Origin of the sequence: Pseudomonas sp. RW409 (assembly GCF_003184125.1) — a bacterium.
Lineage (GTDB): Bacteria > Pseudomonadota > Gammaproteobacteria > Pseudomonadales > Pseudomonadaceae > Aquipseudomonas > Aquipseudomonas chlororaphis_I.
Window position 1 is genome coordinate 431,067 of sequence record NZ_QHHP01000033.1, and the last position, 15,124, is coordinate 446,190.

Sequence of the window (15,124 nt, forward strand, 5' to 3'; positions counted from 1 at the left end):
ACACATGGCAATTTGGCTTCTTTGCCAGGTCGACGGACCTCGGCCGATTGGCCGGCGGTTGCCTGTGCGGCAATACCCGTGCGCTATCAAGGCTGTTCGCAATGGATATATCCGCGCATCGGCGTTCGGCTATCGTCACCCTATATGACTCGATCGCGCAGCCGCTGTGCTTTTGCGTTGATGCTCTGTTGGCCGCTGCGATTCACCCACCGCTCTCAAACGCGAGGACATCACGATGAGCGCCCACAAAGCTGTCGCTGTTTCACTGGCCCTGCTCGGCGCGGCCTTCCTGGCCTCTGCCGCTCTGGCCGAGGGCACAGGGTTGATTGCCGCCACCCCCGCCGAACTGAAATGGACACCCGCGCCCTCGGTAGGGCCCGGGGTGATGATTTCGGTGATCGAAGGCGACCTGAAAAAACCAGAGCCCTTCACCATGCGCCTGATGCTGCCGGCCAACACGAAAGTCGGGGTGCATACCCACCCTGTGACCGAACGTGTCACCGTGATCTCGGGCACCTTCTACTTCGCCACCGGCGACACCTTCGACGCGGCCAAGGCCAAGGCCTATCACCCGGGCGACACCCTGATCATTCCCGTCGGTACACCGATGTACGCCGCCACTCAAAAACAGGAAACCGTGCTCCAGCTCCACGGCACGGGGCCCTGGGGGATCACCTACCTCAACCCGGCGGACGACCCCAGGAGCAGCAAGCAGTAGCGAGCAGAGCCTGGCGGTGCATCCATCGGGCCTGACCTCGTTAACGCGGTGGTCACCTGGAAAAGGGGAACCGGGTTTGCACCCGGCCAGGGTGAGCATTGGCTGAATTGGCTGGCGACTACCGGGCCAATACCGCGGGAGGACATTGGTTGCCAGCCGTGCTGTCGTTTGGGGGGAGGGCTGGCGACGGAGGACCGGCCGCGGTCTGTCACGGCGTCTGCCGAATCAGAGGACGCTCGATCCGCCGATATTTTGTTGAAAAGCCTGCAAAGAAAAACCGACTCTGCTTATCTCTCATCCAGGGCACGAGCTTTCGCGCCCGCCATACCCCTCGTCAAAGCCCCTGATCAAAGGTACCTCCATGCTGCTCGCCCGTTGGCTGCCAGGCTTGGCCAATCTCCTGCAATACCGCCGCGAATGGTTCAGGTTCGACCTGCAGGCCGGGTTGTCGGTGGCGGCCGTGCAGATCCCGATTGCCATCGCCTACGCCCAGATTGTCGGGCTGCCGCCGCAGTACGGCTTGTATGCCTGCGTGTTGCCGATGATGGTCTATGCCCTGGTGGGCAGTTCGCGGCAGTTGATGGTCGGGCCGGATGCGGCCACCTGCGCCATGGTCGCCGGGGCGATCGCGCCCCTGGCGCTGGGCGATCCCGAGCGCCTGGCGCAGCTGGCCGTGATTGTCACGGTGCTGGTCGGCCTGATGCTGATCGGCGCCGGCATCGCCCGGGCGGGGTTCATTGCCAGTTTTTTCTCGCGGCCCATCCTGATCGGCTATCTGAACGGCATCGGCTTGAGCCTGCTGGCCGGGCAACTGGGCAAGGTGCTGGGCTACAAAATCGAAGGCGAGGGTTTCATTCTCAGCCTGCTGAACATGCTGCAGCGGCTTGGCGAAACCCATTGGCCGACCCTGGCCATCGGCGTGGGCGCCCTGGCGCTGCTGATCTGGCTGCCGCGGCGCTTTGCGAGGTTGCCGGCGGCGCTGGTGACGGTGGCCATCGCCACCCTGTGCGTCGGCTTTCTGCGCCTGGACAGCTACGGCGTCTCCGTACTGGGCCCGATCCCTTCGGGCATGCCGCAGTTGAGCTGGCCGCAGACCAACCAGGCCGAACTGAAAAGCCTGCTGCGCGATGCGCTGGGTATCGCCACGGTGAGTTTTTGCAGTGCGATGCTGACGGCCCGCAGCTTCGCCGCCAGGAACGGCTACACGGTCAATGCCAACCATGAGTTCCTGGCGCTGGGCGTGTCCAATATCGCCGCCGGGGTCTCCAGTGGCTTCGCCATCAGCGGCGCCGATTCGCGCACCGCGGTCAACAGCATGGTGGGGGGCAAGAGCCAGTTGGTGGGGATTATCGCCGCCCTGGTGATTGCCCTGATCCTGCTGTTCTTCACCGCGCCCATGGCCTGGATCCCCCAGGCGGCGCTGGGGGCGGTGCTGTTGATGGCGGGCTGGGGGCTGATCGACATCCAGGCGATGCGGGTTATCCGCAAGCTCAGCCGTTTCGAGTTCTGGCTGTGTGTGCTGACCACCCTGGGGGTGATTGGCGTGGGGGTGCTGCCGGGCATCATCGTCGCGGTGCTGCTGGCGATCCTGCGGCTGCTCAAAAGTATCTACCAGCCCACCGATGCGGTGCTGGGCTGGGTACGCGGGATCGAAGGCCAGGTCGATATCAGCCAATACCCGCAGGCGCGCACGCTGGCGGGGCTGGTGGTGTACCGCTTCGATGACGCGATCCTGTTTTTCAACGCCGACTACTTCAAGGCGCGCCTGCTGGAGGCGGTCGAGCGCGAGCCCGATCCCCGTGCCGTGCTGTTCGTCGCCGAGGCGGTGACCTCGATCGACGTCAGCGGCATCGTGGCCCTCAGGGAGGTGCGCGACACCCTGCTGGCCCGCGGTATCGTCCTGGGCATTGCCCGGCCGCACGGGACATTCCTGCGGATGCTGGTGCGTTCGGGCCTGGCGCGCGAGCTGGAGCAGAAATTGTTGTTTTCCTCGGTACGCGCCGGTATTCGTGCTTATCGAGTCTGGCGCAATCAGCTGCAGCGTGAGGCGCCGAAAGAACCAGGCCGGGCCGGCGCCGCGCAACAGCCGTCCCATGACTGAACGCGGCCTTGGCCAGCCACCCGCAATGCTTGACCCAAGAGGAGGTGCAGCATGGAACGATTCACCGGCGGTTGCCTGTGCGGCAAGGTGCGGATCGTGGCGGCGGGGCGCCCGTACCGGGTCGGCCTGTGCCACTGCCTCGATTGCCGCAAGCACCATGGCGCGCTGTTCCATGCCTCGGCGATCTTCCCCGAGGACGCGGTGACCATCGAGGGCGAAATCCGCGATTACGCCGGGCGGTTTTTCTGCCCGCACTGCGGCTCGTCGGTGTTTGCCCGCACGGCCGATGAAGTCGAAGTGAACCTGGGTTCCCTGGACGCCCCCGACCAACTCAAGCCCACTTACGAAAGCTGGACTGTTCGGCGCGAGTCCTGGTTACCGGCGTTTCCACTCGCCAGGCGCTACGAGCGTGATCGTGATGCGACGAGTCGTTTCGAGGAATAGCGGGCGCCCCGGCTTATGAATAGGGCGTTTGCGGCGCCACCCCGCGCGGGCGTTTGGCCAGGAGCTTGCGGGCGGTCTCGATGAAGGGCGTGACGATCAGGCTGTAGACCGTCAGGTAACGTTGCGAGTCCTGCTCCCCGGTGCCGAAGCGCAGTGGCTCGGGTGTCGAGCAGGTGACGTAGAGCGTGCCGAACATCCAGTCCCACAGGGACAGGTTGGTGCCGAAGTTGCGGTTGAAGTGGCGGGGCGCGTCACTGTGATGGATCTGGTGCTGGGCCGGGCTGTTCAGCACATGCTCGAGCCGCGGGCCGAACGACAGCCAGACATGGCTGTGCCGCAGGTTGGCCGCCAGGCTGTTGAAGATGAACACCAGGTAGGTCACGCCGAACAGGGTATAGCGGCTGATCTCGCCGCCGCAGGCGTACCAGAAGCCACCGGCGTAGAGGCCCAGGCACAGGCCGATGCTCAGTTTCTCGACGATCTTTTCCACGAAGTGCACCCGGCTCGCCGTCGCCGGGACCAGCACCGGCGCCGAATGATGGACCTTGTGGAATTCCCACAGCCAGCGCGAGTGAAAGGCCCGGTGCGCCCAGTAATGGATGAAGTCCTTGAGCAGGAACAGCCCCAGCCCGTAGAGCAACGACAGCCCGAGGTTCTGCCCCAGGCGCGGGCGCTCGCCCCAGAGGTTGCTGAAAAAGGCCAGGTAATCCCCGGAGCGCAGGATGTAAGGGTCGACCAAGTGGACGATGGGCAGCACCAGCGCGACCTTGAGGATGGCGCGCACGAAGTAGTAGCGATAATCCAGCAGCGCCGAGCGGTGCAGGTGCACCCGGCTGCCGCCGATGAAGTGCCAGAACGAGTGGGCGTCGCTCAGGCCGCGGCGCTTCCTGAAGCGGAACAGGCCATAGGCGACGCCGTAGGACACGCACAGGAACAACAGCCCGAGCCGGCCGTTCAGATTGAAAATGCCGAGAAACTGTTGGGTAACAGGGGCGATCACCCAGTCGATCAGGTGCTTATAGACAAGCGACAGAGCATCCACGAAACGCCAGCCTCAGGCAAAGGGACGGCATTGTAAATCAGTTCGGTTTGGCCGGGGATTGCCCCAGGTCGCTTCTTTTTCGCTTGGAAGTTGCCAGTGATCCTGGGGTACGCTGGCCGCTCGCTGTATCCCACGGGGAGGTGCCTGGTTTATGAGCGTATCAAGGGAATCCGCAAACCTGTCGCTGGAGCCCCGGGTCGGCGCGGGCTGCATCCGGGCGCGGGGCGCCGAGGGCGCGGTGCTGCAATCGGCATCGCTGTTCGATGGCCTGGTGACCATCGATCACCGCCGCTGGGCCTGCCGCGAGGCCGAGCTCAGCTGGACGGCGCCGCAGCACGTGGTGATCCTCACCGAGCGCGGGGCCACGGCCAAGACCCATATCCGCAGCAGTTCCACGCTCAATTACCAGGGCTGCGACCGCCCCGGGTCGATCAGCTTCGTGCCGGCCGGCGTCGAGCGCCAGGGCTATTTTCGCGAGGCCGACCTGATCTATACCGCCCTGTGGATCGACACGACCCTGGATTTCCCAGGCTGCCCGCCATTGGCCGAGCTGCCGATGCGCATCAACAGCGGCGATGGGGTGATCCACTCGCTGCTCGCCGCCCTCAGCGCCGAGATGGTCAGCGGGCAGGTCCTGGAAGCCAGCTACATAGAACACCTGGTGGCGCTGGTGGGGCTGCGCCTGGGACGGGGCGATACCGCCAGGGCTGGCCACGGGCGCCTGGGGCCGCAGTTGCTCAAGCGCTTGCGCGACTACATCGATGCGCGCATCGACGGCAGCCTCTCGCTGACCGAACTGGCGCGGATCGCTGGCATGCCTGTCGACACCTTCGCCCGTCACTTCAAGGCCGAGACCGGCATGGCGCCCTATGCCTATGTGATCGAGCGCCGGGTGCGTCGCGCCGAAAGCCTGCTGCGGGCCGGCAGCATGCCGATCAGCGCCATGGCGCTGGAGCTGGGGTTCTCCAGCCAGAGCCACTTCACCTCGACCTTCAGGCGCATCACCGGGACCACCCCGAGCAGCTACCGCCAGCAGGCTTCCCGAATCCTGACAAGCTCGTCCTGATACCTGAAAGAACGGCGCCACGCCCTTGGCGATACTCGGGTCCAGCCGTTCATTTCAGGAGAGCACCATGCAAGACCTGGACTCACCGCGTCCGTCGCGCCGCGCGCTGCTGCAAGCCGGGGCCGCCGCCAGCCTGTTGTGGGTAGGCGTTGGCAGGGCCCAGCCCCAGTCCGCCCCGGGGCTATCTGAACCCGTTCGCCCATTGCCGTCCCAGGCGATCACCCTGCGCATCAACGCCAGCGACCAGTTGCTGGACCTCGACCCACGCACCACGTTGCTCGACGCACTGCGCCATCAACTGGGCATGACCGGTTCGAAGAAGGGCTGCGACCACGGCCAGTGCGGCGCCTGCACGGTGCTGGTGAATGGCCGCCGGATCAACGCCTGCCTGAGCCTGGCGGTCATGCATGACGGCGACGAGATCACCACCATCGAGGGGCTGGCCAATGGCGACCTGCTGCACCCCCTGCAGGCGGCCTTTATCGCCCGTGATGCCTTCCAGTGCGGCTATTGCACGCCGGGGCAGATCTGCTCGGCGGTCGGCATGCTGCAGGAGGTGCGCGCCGGCTGGCCCAGCCATGTCACCGATGACCTGACGAGCCAGCCCGTCGCCCTGAGCGACGGGGAGATCCGTGAACGCATGAGCGGCAACCTGTGCCGCTGCGCCGCCTATCCGAACATCGTCGCCGCCATCCGCGACGCCGCCGAGGAGGCCTGAACCCATGCTGCCTTTCAGCTATGCGCGCGCGAGCGACGTACAGCAGGCCGTCAGCCTGATGGCCGCGCAGCCCCAGGCGCGTTTTATCGCCGGCGGCACCAACCTGATCGACTTGATGAAGCTGGGCATCGAGCGGCCCACGCACCTGATCGATATCAGCCGCTTGCCCCTGGCCACGATCGAGGACAGCGCCGACGGCGGCCTGCGCATCGGCGCCCAGGTGCGCAACAGCGACCTGGCCGCCGACAGCCGTGTCCGCGAGCGCTACCCGTTGCTGTCCCAGGCGCTGTTGGCCGGTGCCTCGGGGCAGATCCGCAACAAGGCCTCGGCCGCGGGCAACCTGCTGCAACGCACGCGCTGCCCGTACTTCTACGACCCGGGCATGGCCTGCAACAAGCGCGAACCCGGCAGCGGCTGCTCGGCCCAGCAGGGGCACAACCGCATGCACGCGATTCTCGGCGCCAGCGAAGCCTGCATCGCGGTGCATCCCTCGGACATGGCAGTGGCCATGGTCGCCCTGGAGGCGCGGGTGGAGACGGTCCTGCCCGGCGGCCAGCGCCGCTCCCTGGCCCTGGATCAGCTGTACCGCCTGCCCGGGGCGACGCCCGAGGTCGAAACCCAACTGGCCCATGGCGAGATGATCGTGGCTATTACATTGCCGCCGCCACCACCGGGGCGGCAGCTGTATCGCAAGGTGCGCGATCGCTCTTCCTATGCTTTCGCCCTGGTCGCCGTGGCGCTGGTGGTCGAGGTTCGCGCGGGGCAGATCCGCACGGCCCGCATCGCCCTCGGCGGCGTCGCTGCCAAACCCTGGCGGGCCACGGCGGCGGAGCAGGCGTTGCTCGGCCAGCCGTCCGCTATGGCGGTTTACCAGCACGCCGCCGACATCGCCCTGGCCGACGCGCGCGGGCAGGGCGGCAACGATTTCAAGATCCCCCTGGCCAAACGCACCCTGCGCCAGCTGCTGGCCAGCGCCACCCAAGAGCGAGCATCGGCATGAGCACATCAGGACCCACCGCATCCGTCGCCAACAGCCCCATCGGCCAACCGCTGGACCGGGTCGATGGCCGGCTGAAAGTCACCGGCCGCGCGACCTACGCCTACGAGCAGCGGGAAATGGGCGACACCGCCTATGGCTACATCCTCGGGGCGACCATCGCCCGGGGCCGCATCAGTGCGATCGACACCCGCGAGGCCGAACGGACGCCGGGCGTGCTCTATGTCATGACCCATCGCAACGCCCCCGCCCAGGTGGCATTCGGCCCCGCAGTGACGCCGACCACGGCCGAGGTGTTCAGCCGATCGCGTCCGGTGTTGGCGACCGATGCTGTGCGTTACTACGATGAACCGGTGGCGCTGGTGGTCGCTGCATCCTTCGAGGCCGCGCGAGCGGCGGCGCGCCTGATTCGCGTGAGCTACACCCCCGAGCAGGGCGACTTCGAGCTCGCTTCACGCCTGGCCCAGGCCTACATCCCGCCGCGGACCAACGCCGGTCTCCAGACCGACAGTACCGTCGGCGATTTCGAGTCGGGGTTCGCCAATGCGCCGGTCAAGCTCGACAGCACCTACAGCACCCCGTACCAGAGCCACGTGGCGATGGAGCCCCATGCCTCCATCGCGGTCTGGTCCGGGGACGACCTGACCCTCTATACCTCGGCGCAAACCCTGGCGAACTTCCGCGCCGGCCTGGCCAGTACCCTGGGCATCGAGCCGGCGCGGGTGCGCATCGTCAGCCCTTATATCGGCGGCGGTTTCGGCTCCAAGCTGATCATTCATCCCGACGCGGTGCTGGCGGCGCTCGCCGCCCGGGTGCTCAAGCGCCCGGTGAAGGTAGCCCTGACTCGCCAGCAGATGTTCGCCAACGCCGGTTATCGCCCGGCGATGCAGCATCGGGTGCGGCTGGCGGCGGAGCGCAGCGGCAAGCTGACGGCCCTGGGGCATGACGTCTGGTCGAGCACCTCGCGCTTCGAAGAGTACTGCGAGCAGACCGCGGTGTTTGCCCGCTCGCTGTATGCCGCGCCGAACCGCCTGACCCGCCATCGGCTGGTGCCGGTCGACCTCAATCGCGGCGAGTGGATGCGCTCGCCGGGCGAGGCGCCGGGCATGCTCGCCTTCGAAAGCGCCATGGACGAGCTGGCCGAACGCCTGGGCCTGGATCCCATCGAATTGCGGGTGCGCAATGAACCGGAACTGGACCCCGAGTTGGGTGTGCCCTTCGCCTCGCGCAATCTGCTGGCCTGCATGCGCACCGGCGCCGAGCGCTTCGGCTGGAGCCGCCGCCAGCCCAAGCCCGGCAGCGTGCGCGAGGGCCGCAAGCTGATCGGCATGGGCATGGCCGCGGCGATCCGGCCCAACTACCTGGGGCTGTCCAGGGCCCTGGTGAGCCTGGGCCCGACCGGGCGGGTGCTGGTGCGCCTGGACATGACCGATATCGGCACCGGCACCTACACCATCCTGACCCAGGTCGCCGCCCACAGCCTGGGGGTGCCGATGGCGGCGGTGCAGGTGCAGCTGGGCGACAGCCGCTTTGCGCAGACCTCGGGCTCCGGCGGTTCCTGGGGGGCGGCCAGTTCCAGCTCGGCAGTGGAGGCCGCCTGCCAGGCCTTGAAGCAGCGGATCATCCAGGCCGCCGGCGCGCCTTACAACCAGGCGCCGGTACGCTTCGCCGACGGCCGTATCAGCATCGGCGAGCGCTCGGAACGCCTCAGCGACCTGCTGCTGCGGGTGGCTCCCGCGGGGTTGCAGGCCGAAGGCAGCGTCGGGCCGATGGGGGAGGACTACAAGCGGTTTTCCCAGATTTCCAATGGCGCGCATTTCGCCGAAGTCGCGGTGGACATCGACACCGGCGAAGTCCGCCTGCGGCGCATGCTCGCGGTGATCGGCGCCGGGCGCATCCTCAATCCCAAGACCGCACGCTCGCAGATCCTCGGCGGCATGACCTGGGGCGTCGGCGCGGCGCTGATGGAACAGACCCTGCTCGACACCCGCCACGGGCACTTCGTCAACCATGACCTGGCCGAGTACCTGGTGCCGGTCAATGCCGATATCGCGGCGATGGATGTGCTGTTTCTCGAAGAACCCGATACCAGGGCCAACCCCCTGGGCGTCAAGGGCCTGGGCGAGCTGGGCGTGTGCGGGGCCGGGGCGGCCCTGGCCAATGCTGTCTACAACGCTACCGGCATTCGCGTGCGCGAGTTTCCATTGACGCTGGACAAACTGCTGCCCGGACTGGCCGCCATGGAGGGCTAGGCGCGGCCGCATCGACAAAAATCTCGACGGCCTGCGCTGGATTGGGCAGGCTTGTGGGGCCGCAGCAGCCCGGTCGGCTGCTGTGGAACTCAAGCCATCAGCCGACGGACGCCTCCATGAACCTTGCCACCCTGATGCTCTTCCTCCCGGCCTGTTTCGCCCTGAACATGGCGCCAGGGCCGAACAATCTGTTGTCGATCCGCAATGCCACCACCTATGGCTTTCGCGCCTCCTGCCTGGCGGGAGCAGGGCGGCTGGCCGCCTTCGCGGTGATGATTGCCCTGGCCGCGGCCGGGCTGGCGGTGGTGCTGCAAGCCTCGGAACTGCTGTTCCACGGGATCAAGATTCTGGGGGCGGGCTACCTGCTGTACCTGGCGTACCAGCTGTGGACCGCGGATACCCAGGTCGAGGCCGAGAACAAGACCGCACCACTGGGCCTGCTGGCCTTGGCCCGGCAGGAGTTTTTGGTGGCCATTGGCAATCCGAAAGCCATCCTCATCTTCACCGCCTTCCTGCCGCAGTTCGTCGACCCTCAAGCACCGGTGTCCACCCAGTTCCTGGTGCTGGGCGCGCTGTTCCTGATCCTGGAATGGATCGCCATCAGCGCCTACGCCTACATGGGCCTGCACATGCGCCGCTGGTTCGCCGAGCCACGGGGCAAGAAACTCTTCAACCGTTGCTGCGCGGTGTTGTTGTCGGGGGCGGCTTCGGTGTTGCTGTTGGCGCGGCGGGTGTGAGTCGGTTGGTAGGTTGCGCCAAGATTATGGACACTCGGTAGTCAAGGGCTGTTTTGCGGCCAGAAGCAGTCGGTGGGCAGACTAGTGGAAAATAGGTGGTGTCCTGCTAGCCTCTTTACCGTAGTCAGTCTTGCTGCCACCCCAGTCGCGTTTCCCTCTATAGATCTGGCGTTTACCTCGACAAGATCGCGACATGGCATGTCACCTAATAGTGGATAGCGCCATGAAATTTCGGTGCCCTAGCTGTGGTTATATCGCAGACAACCTTCCGCCAAGTCATAAGTGTCCTAAATGCGACGAATTTTCCCACGATTGGCTGATTTATGATTGGGAAAGCTTTGCTTTAATCAAACGCCGACATATTAGATATAACTTTTTAATAACTGGCTTGGTTTTAATTAATTTACTTGTCGCGATTATCTTGAAGTCAACAGATGCATTTCAATGGTTGTTTAACTTGTTATTTATCCCAGCAACGATCAGTTTGTTCTATTGCCGAAAGCAGCTTAGAAGGAAATCGGAGTATGAAGGGCATAGAGGCGGGGCTATGCTTCCTTGGTTTATCGGTTTCGGGGGGCTCTAAAGCGGCTAACAAATCGTATATGGACTCTCCCCACAAGTGGTGAGTAATGCCGTCAGGGCGATTGCATTCGTATATCTGGCCGGTGTTGGACTTGCTCGACCTAGCCACTCCGTAGTTCGCGTAACGGGCCAGTCGTTCATGGGCGATGGCAGGTAGCCCTCAGCAGTGAACGACCGTAAAGGGTTGAATCCACAGTTAAAAGCTGCCTTTCTGACAGGCTGCTTTCGGCTAGGAGCAGACCTACGGAATAATGTGCTGAACTCTGTACCACCCAGGCTACAAATGCGAGAAAGCCATGGAACCTAATTCAACGCCTGACCCGGACGAAACGGCGGGACAACTGATGGCTCGTCGAGAGGCGATGCAAGCTGAGGCTGCATCGTTACTCGGACAGATGCTCTTCGCGTTCTCGTCCGTCGATGTGAATTTAGGGCTCTGCTTGGCGTGGTTGGACAACGGCACAAATTTGGAAACCTTATCGAAATCGATCGAAGGGCAGAACATCCATACGAAGCTCGAAGCGCTTTCGACCCGAGTCGCAGAGAGGTTACCGGCTGGCTCCAAACACCGTGCGGCCTATGAACGCTGGATTAAGCGTGTGCATGCCGCTCGGTTGCGGCGCAATGAGATGGTACACGGTCGATGGGGCGTCGAGGCGCACCGTCACAAGATCGTCAATGTCATTGGACTTCCCTCCGGTGCGCAGCGATGCGTTGAATACAACCTTGCGGAGTTGGCCGCGTTCAACAAAGAGTTGTGTGCATTAGAGCGAGAACTAGCCAGGCTACGAGCACACTGGCCCCTCTAGGCGGCTTGTCTGAAAGAGGCGGAATCACTGAGTTCAATGTCTAGCGAAAACAGAGGATCCGGCACCAGCACGGACACGTTAGCCACCGCCGAGTCGACAGGCTTTCTCAACGTCTGCTATCGGGATACAGCTACTTCCGCTTTGGGTCGACTGTTGCCTGATACAACCGGCAGTCATTGGCTGATTACTGTCTTTCGTGGATGCCCCTTTGGGGCCAGAGCTTGTAAGAAACACCTGAGAGTTAATCTTGAAGACCGGACGTGCTGTCCGCACAGATGAGTCAGGCAGGGTGCCAAAGCAAACATGGGATATCGAGTGGTTACGTCAACAGGCGAACTGGCGATACGTCAGATCTCAGTGCTTGCTCCGGAAATCCTGGAACTGGAAGCGGAGGCCGTTGCAGAAGGTTTCAGGTTTCTCACGCGCCTGGTTGCGGATTGGAAAAGCGGGGCCAATCGATTCGATCAACCCGGTGAGTGTCTTTTGGGCGCTTTCCGCGACGGGCAACTGATTGCCATCGGCGGTCTTTCCTATGATCCATATACCGGGCCGGGCATCGGCAGGCTGCGGAGGGTATACGTCGCGCGAGCAGCAAGGGGGCAGAGTGTGGGTAAGGCTCTGGTGCAGCAGCTTTTGGCCTATGCGGCTCAGCGATTTCGTGTCGTGCGACTATCCACGGATACTCCGGAGGGCGCTGCATTTTACCTTCGCTGCGGGTTCCAACCGATACAGGATGATTTTGCGACTCATGTGAAGTCATTAGCCGATGCCAGGTAACCCGCTCATTGAAGGGCAGATGGTTGGCGTAGCCGGTCAACGGCGAAGAGTGAAGGCTTTGCAGGTTTGCAAAGCCTTACAGGAGGCCATCAGCGCGAAACGGCCATCCAGCCCGCACAACCCGTCATTACCCCAGCTGAGGTTCTGTTCAGACGCTTCATTGCCTTCGGAGACTGTATGGCGTTCTTGATGCGTGATGCCGTAACGAGGTACGCCAATTGAACGGTGAGATCGATCCCGATGCCGAGCGCGGTAATCAGGATGACTTCCGGCCAGGACAGTGCCGTCAGATCGAATGCGTGAGGCAACACCGCACCGAAAAATACCACGGCCTTTGGATTGCTCAGCGTCAGCACAGCGCCTGCAAGCAGACCCCGGCCTGCCGAGCGCTGTGGAGGGGCTTGAAGGTGCTCGGTGTTCTTCGACCACAAGTTCCAGGCGATGAACAGGATAAAGGCGACACCCAGCCACTTCACGGCAATGAACACCTGCTCGAACTGCAGCGCCAGTGCCGCAAGACCGAGGGTGGCGACCACCAGCCAGACAGCATTGCCCAGCACCATGCCTGCGATGAAGGGCAGCGTAGCCCTCGCGCCACGTGACACCACTTGCCCTAGCAGGGCTCCCTGAGCGGGGCCGGGGATTGCTGCCGCAATCGCGAATGGCACGACAAAAAACCAGAGCGAAGAAGTAGCGCTCATGGGTGAAGCCTCCCTGTTGTCTTGGTATATCGAACGGCATGTTCGCATTGGGTGAGCAGGGAAGACAGTACGGTCGCTTGCTTCCCAAGGCACGCCGTTGTGGATGCCTGCGTTGAGTCCAGAGTGTGTAAAAACCTACGTCGAAGTGCATGAATTCCGGCTAGCAAGCTGGGCCAACCACCGGAACACACTGGCGAACATAGTAATTGTCGAACTCACCGCTTTCGATGAATTGGAAACCATGGCGAGTATAAAAACGATTCGAAGCGCTTTCTTTGAGAGCACCCACTCTAATCGGGAGCCCAGCCACATCCGCCTCTTTGAAAATTTGAGTGAGAACTGCAGAGCCTATCCCTGATCCCTGCGCGCTTGGCCTCACATACAAGTGGTCGAGCAAGAGTTCAGTGTGCCGGTGCTTGACCACGACAAAACCAACCCTCTCTCCAGATACCTCGATGTAGCGTGTATTGCGGGCTTCAAAGCCGCTAAGAAAGCGTTCGCGCGCGCGTACCGGATCAAATCGCCCAACCCGCTCCAGGCTTTCGCGCATGGCCTCGATTCGAATGGCTACAAGATTGTCCAAGTCGCTTTGTCGAGCCGGGACCAAAATGACCTGGGATTTTTTATCGGGTGTGGCGGGCATCATCTGCGCTCTGACTGTCATCCTGGGCAGCGAGTATAGAGAGAATGGAAACAAGCGGCCCACTCGCTTTTTCTGTCGAGGCCAACAGGCGAAAGCCGCTGAAATCAAGCCGGGCTTGCCACGCACCGAATATCAGGCCTGACCCCAGCTCATCAATGGAATGGAAAGATGTAGTTCATCCAGGCCGACATGCGCAGGAGGATCTTGCGCATGATCGCCACATGGTGGAAGTGCTGGCTATAGAGCGCCGCCTGGCCATAGGCGCCACCGGGCATGAGTTTGGCGTAGGGCAGGTAGTCCGGGTCGGTGATTTCAATGACCACCGGCACCCGTCCCGGCGGTGGGGAGCCGGTGTAGCTCAGCAGGGTGCCGGACGGTTGTACCTGTCCTTCGCCGATCACCGTGATGACGTTCTTGACCCGGCCCTTGAACACCCTGCCGGGGATACCGTCGAACGCCACTTCCGCCTCGTCCCCCGGGACCAGGCGCAGCAGGCTGTTCTGGCGCATCCAGGCGGAAAAATAATGGCCCTCGTCGGGAATGAACACCATCGACGGGCGCAGCGGCAGCTTGCTCGCCATCATCCCCGGGCGCAGCGACACATGGGTGACGAAGCCTCGGCTCGGGGCGCGGACCACGGTGCTGTCCAGCTCGAACTGGGCGTTGTCGATCTGAGCCTGCAGGTCGTCGACCCGGGCAATCGCGGCTTCCTGCTCGCGGCGGGTGCCGAAGTTGCGCTTGATCAACTCGTTGATCCGGTACAGGTCGCCCCGCGCCGCCAGTTGCTGGGCCTTGAGCGACTTGAGCCGGTTCTCGAAAGGTTCGGGGTCGATGCGAAACAGCACATCGCCTGGCTCCAGCGGCGTGTTGCCCTGGACCGGCACCTCGATCACCCGGCCGGTGACGACCGGAATCACCGGCACCGAGACGAAGTAGGAGCGCGCCACTTCCGAATAGGGGTGGTTGTAGTTCATCAGGAAAATCAGCGCGCCGATCAACACCACGCCGCCCAGCACGGCGGTGGGCACCGTCCACTTGTTCAGCGGGATACGGAAGATCTTGAAGATGGCCACGCAGATGGCGGTGTAGGTCAGGATCAGTAACAGGTCCATGGGTCACATTTTCCCTTCCGGGCGGGACCCGGCCTGGGCTTGTCCTTCCAGTCGCTCGACCCGCTGCCGCAGCTCGGCCAGCTCTTGCGCCAGAGCCTTTTCGCCCTGCATCCGCGCTTTGTCGTTGGCAAAGCCCCAGCCCCGATCCTCGCGGTACAACATGGCCCAGATCCACAGGAACGGCCACAGGGCATGGAGCGTGAACAGGCTGACCCAGCCTGCCGCGTGAATGGCGTCCTGGTGGGGGTGGTTCCGATGGACGGCAATTTCGTAGGGAATGTCGTGCAGGACGATGATTCCGTAGAACAGGACTATTCCGGCGAAGATAAGCATGCCCAGCGCAATCTGATCGAGCATGATTCGCCTCCCGGAAGCCTTCAGCCCGCACGCAACCGCTTATGAAGCACCTTGGTCAGCCTCGGCCA

At 63.4% G+C, this 15,124-nt stretch carries 16 protein-coding genes; 11 read left to right on the forward strand and 5 right to left on the reverse strand.

Going from position 1 to position 15,124, the window contains the following annotated elements; translation table 11 throughout:
• The 4 genes from DK261_RS33365 to DK261_RS15210 form a co-directional block, all read left to right on the forward strand.
• Positions 1 to 239 (forward strand): hypothetical protein (locus DK261_RS33365; protein WP_218278179.1); only part of this gene is annotated, 239 nt, incomplete at its 5' end.
• Positions 236 to 718 carry a cupin domain-containing protein gene (locus DK261_RS15200; protein ID WP_009048598.1) on the forward strand — a complete coding sequence of 161 codons (483 nt, stop codon included), beginning with the start codon at positions 236 to 238 and terminating at the stop codon, positions 716 to 718. The genes DK261_RS33365 and DK261_RS15200, both read left to right, overlap by 4 nt.
• 361 nt (positions 719 to 1,079) lie before the next feature.
• Positions 1,080 to 2,819 carry a SulP family inorganic anion transporter gene (locus tag DK261_RS15205; protein WP_110175912.1) on the forward strand — a complete coding sequence of 580 codons (1,740 nt, stop codon included), beginning with the start codon at positions 1,080 to 1,082 and terminating at the stop codon, positions 2,817 to 2,819.
• A gap of 51 nt (positions 2,820 to 2,870) precedes the next feature.
• Positions 2,871 to 3,263, forward strand: coding sequence for a GFA family protein (locus DK261_RS15210; protein WP_110175913.1), 393 nt, complete (start codon positions 2,871 to 2,873; stop codon positions 3,261 to 3,263).
• 13 nt (positions 3,264 to 3,276) lie between these two features.
• Here DK261_RS15210 and DK261_RS15215 read toward each other — a convergent pair whose 3' ends face one another.
• Complete coding sequence (locus DK261_RS15215; protein WP_110175914.1) at positions 3,277 to 4,305, reverse strand: sterol desaturase family protein; 1,029 nt, start codon at positions 4,303 to 4,305, stop codon at positions 3,277 to 3,279.
• 151 nt (positions 4,306 to 4,456) lie between these two features.
• On the opposite strand from DK261_RS15215, the gene DK261_RS15220 reads away from it, so the two are divergent.
• The 7 genes from DK261_RS15220 to DK261_RS15255 all read left to right on the forward strand — a co-directional run bounded on the left by DK261_RS15220 (position 4,457) and on the right by DK261_RS15255 (position 12,243).
• Positions 4,457 to 5,371 (forward strand): helix-turn-helix domain-containing protein, encoded by a 915-nt coding sequence (locus tag DK261_RS15220; RefSeq protein WP_110175915.1) that lies wholly within the window; start codon positions 4,457 to 4,459, stop codon positions 5,369 to 5,371.
• A gap of 67 nt (positions 5,372 to 5,438) precedes the next feature.
• Positions 5,439 to 6,089, forward strand: a complete 651-nt coding sequence (locus DK261_RS15225) for an aldehyde dehydrogenase iron-sulfur subunit (protein WP_016704562.1) — start codon at positions 5,439 to 5,441, stop codon at positions 6,087 to 6,089.
• Positions 6,090 to 6,093: 4 nt separating this feature from the next.
• Positions 6,094 to 7,089 carry a xanthine dehydrogenase family protein subunit M gene (locus tag DK261_RS15230; RefSeq protein WP_028682374.1) on the forward strand — a complete coding sequence of 332 codons (996 nt, stop codon included), beginning with the start codon at positions 6,094 to 6,096 and terminating at the stop codon, positions 7,087 to 7,089.
• Positions 7,086 to 9,338: a xanthine dehydrogenase family protein molybdopterin-binding subunit gene (locus DK261_RS15235; RefSeq protein WP_110175916.1), complete on the forward strand. Its 2,253-nt coding sequence runs from the start codon at positions 7,086 to 7,088 to the stop codon at positions 9,336 to 9,338. Before DK261_RS15230 ends, DK261_RS15235 begins: the two co-directional genes overlap by 4 nt.
• 116 nt (positions 9,339 to 9,454) lie before the next feature.
• Positions 9,455 to 10,075 carry a LysE family translocator gene (locus DK261_RS15240; protein WP_009048606.1) on the forward strand — a complete coding sequence of 207 codons (621 nt, stop codon included), beginning with the start codon at positions 9,455 to 9,457 and terminating at the stop codon, positions 10,073 to 10,075.
• 878 nt (positions 10,076 to 10,953) lie between these two features.
• A complete protein-coding gene (locus DK261_RS15250) occupies positions 10,954 to 11,466 on the forward strand; it encodes a hypothetical protein (protein ID WP_038631947.1) in 513 nt (170 codons plus the stop codon).
• Between the two features lie 303 nt (positions 11,467 to 11,769).
• A complete protein-coding gene (locus DK261_RS15255) occupies positions 11,770 to 12,243 on the forward strand; it encodes a GNAT family N-acetyltransferase (protein WP_256597583.1) in 474 nt (157 codons plus the stop codon).
• An 89-nt stretch (positions 12,244 to 12,332) separates the two neighbouring features.
• Here the strand turns inward: DK261_RS15255 and DK261_RS15260 are convergent, their stop codons facing one another.
• The 4 genes from DK261_RS15260 to DK261_RS15275 all read right to left on the reverse strand — a co-directional run bounded on the left by DK261_RS15260 (position 12,333) and on the right by DK261_RS15275 (position 15,056).
• Positions 12,333 to 12,944 (reverse strand): LysE family translocator, encoded by a 612-nt coding sequence (locus DK261_RS15260; protein WP_081361797.1) that lies wholly within the window; start codon positions 12,942 to 12,944, stop codon positions 12,333 to 12,335.
• A 160-nt stretch (positions 12,945 to 13,104) separates the two neighbouring features.
• Positions 13,105 to 13,587 carry a GNAT family N-acetyltransferase gene (locus DK261_RS15265; RefSeq protein ID WP_110175992.1) on the reverse strand — a complete coding sequence of 161 codons (483 nt, stop codon included), beginning with the start codon at positions 13,585 to 13,587 and terminating at the stop codon, positions 13,105 to 13,107.
• Between the two features lie 152 nt (positions 13,588 to 13,739).
• On the reverse strand, positions 13,740 to 14,699 hold the full coding sequence (locus DK261_RS15270; RefSeq protein ID WP_009048615.1) for an HlyD family secretion protein: 960 nt from the start codon (positions 14,697 to 14,699) through the stop codon (positions 13,740 to 13,742).
• A gap of 3 nt (positions 14,700 to 14,702) precedes the next feature.
• A complete protein-coding gene (locus DK261_RS15275; RefSeq protein ID WP_110175917.1) occupies positions 14,703 to 15,056 on the reverse strand; it encodes a DUF3302 domain-containing protein in 354 nt (117 codons plus the stop codon).
• Positions 15,057 to 15,124: the final 68 nt, after the last annotated feature.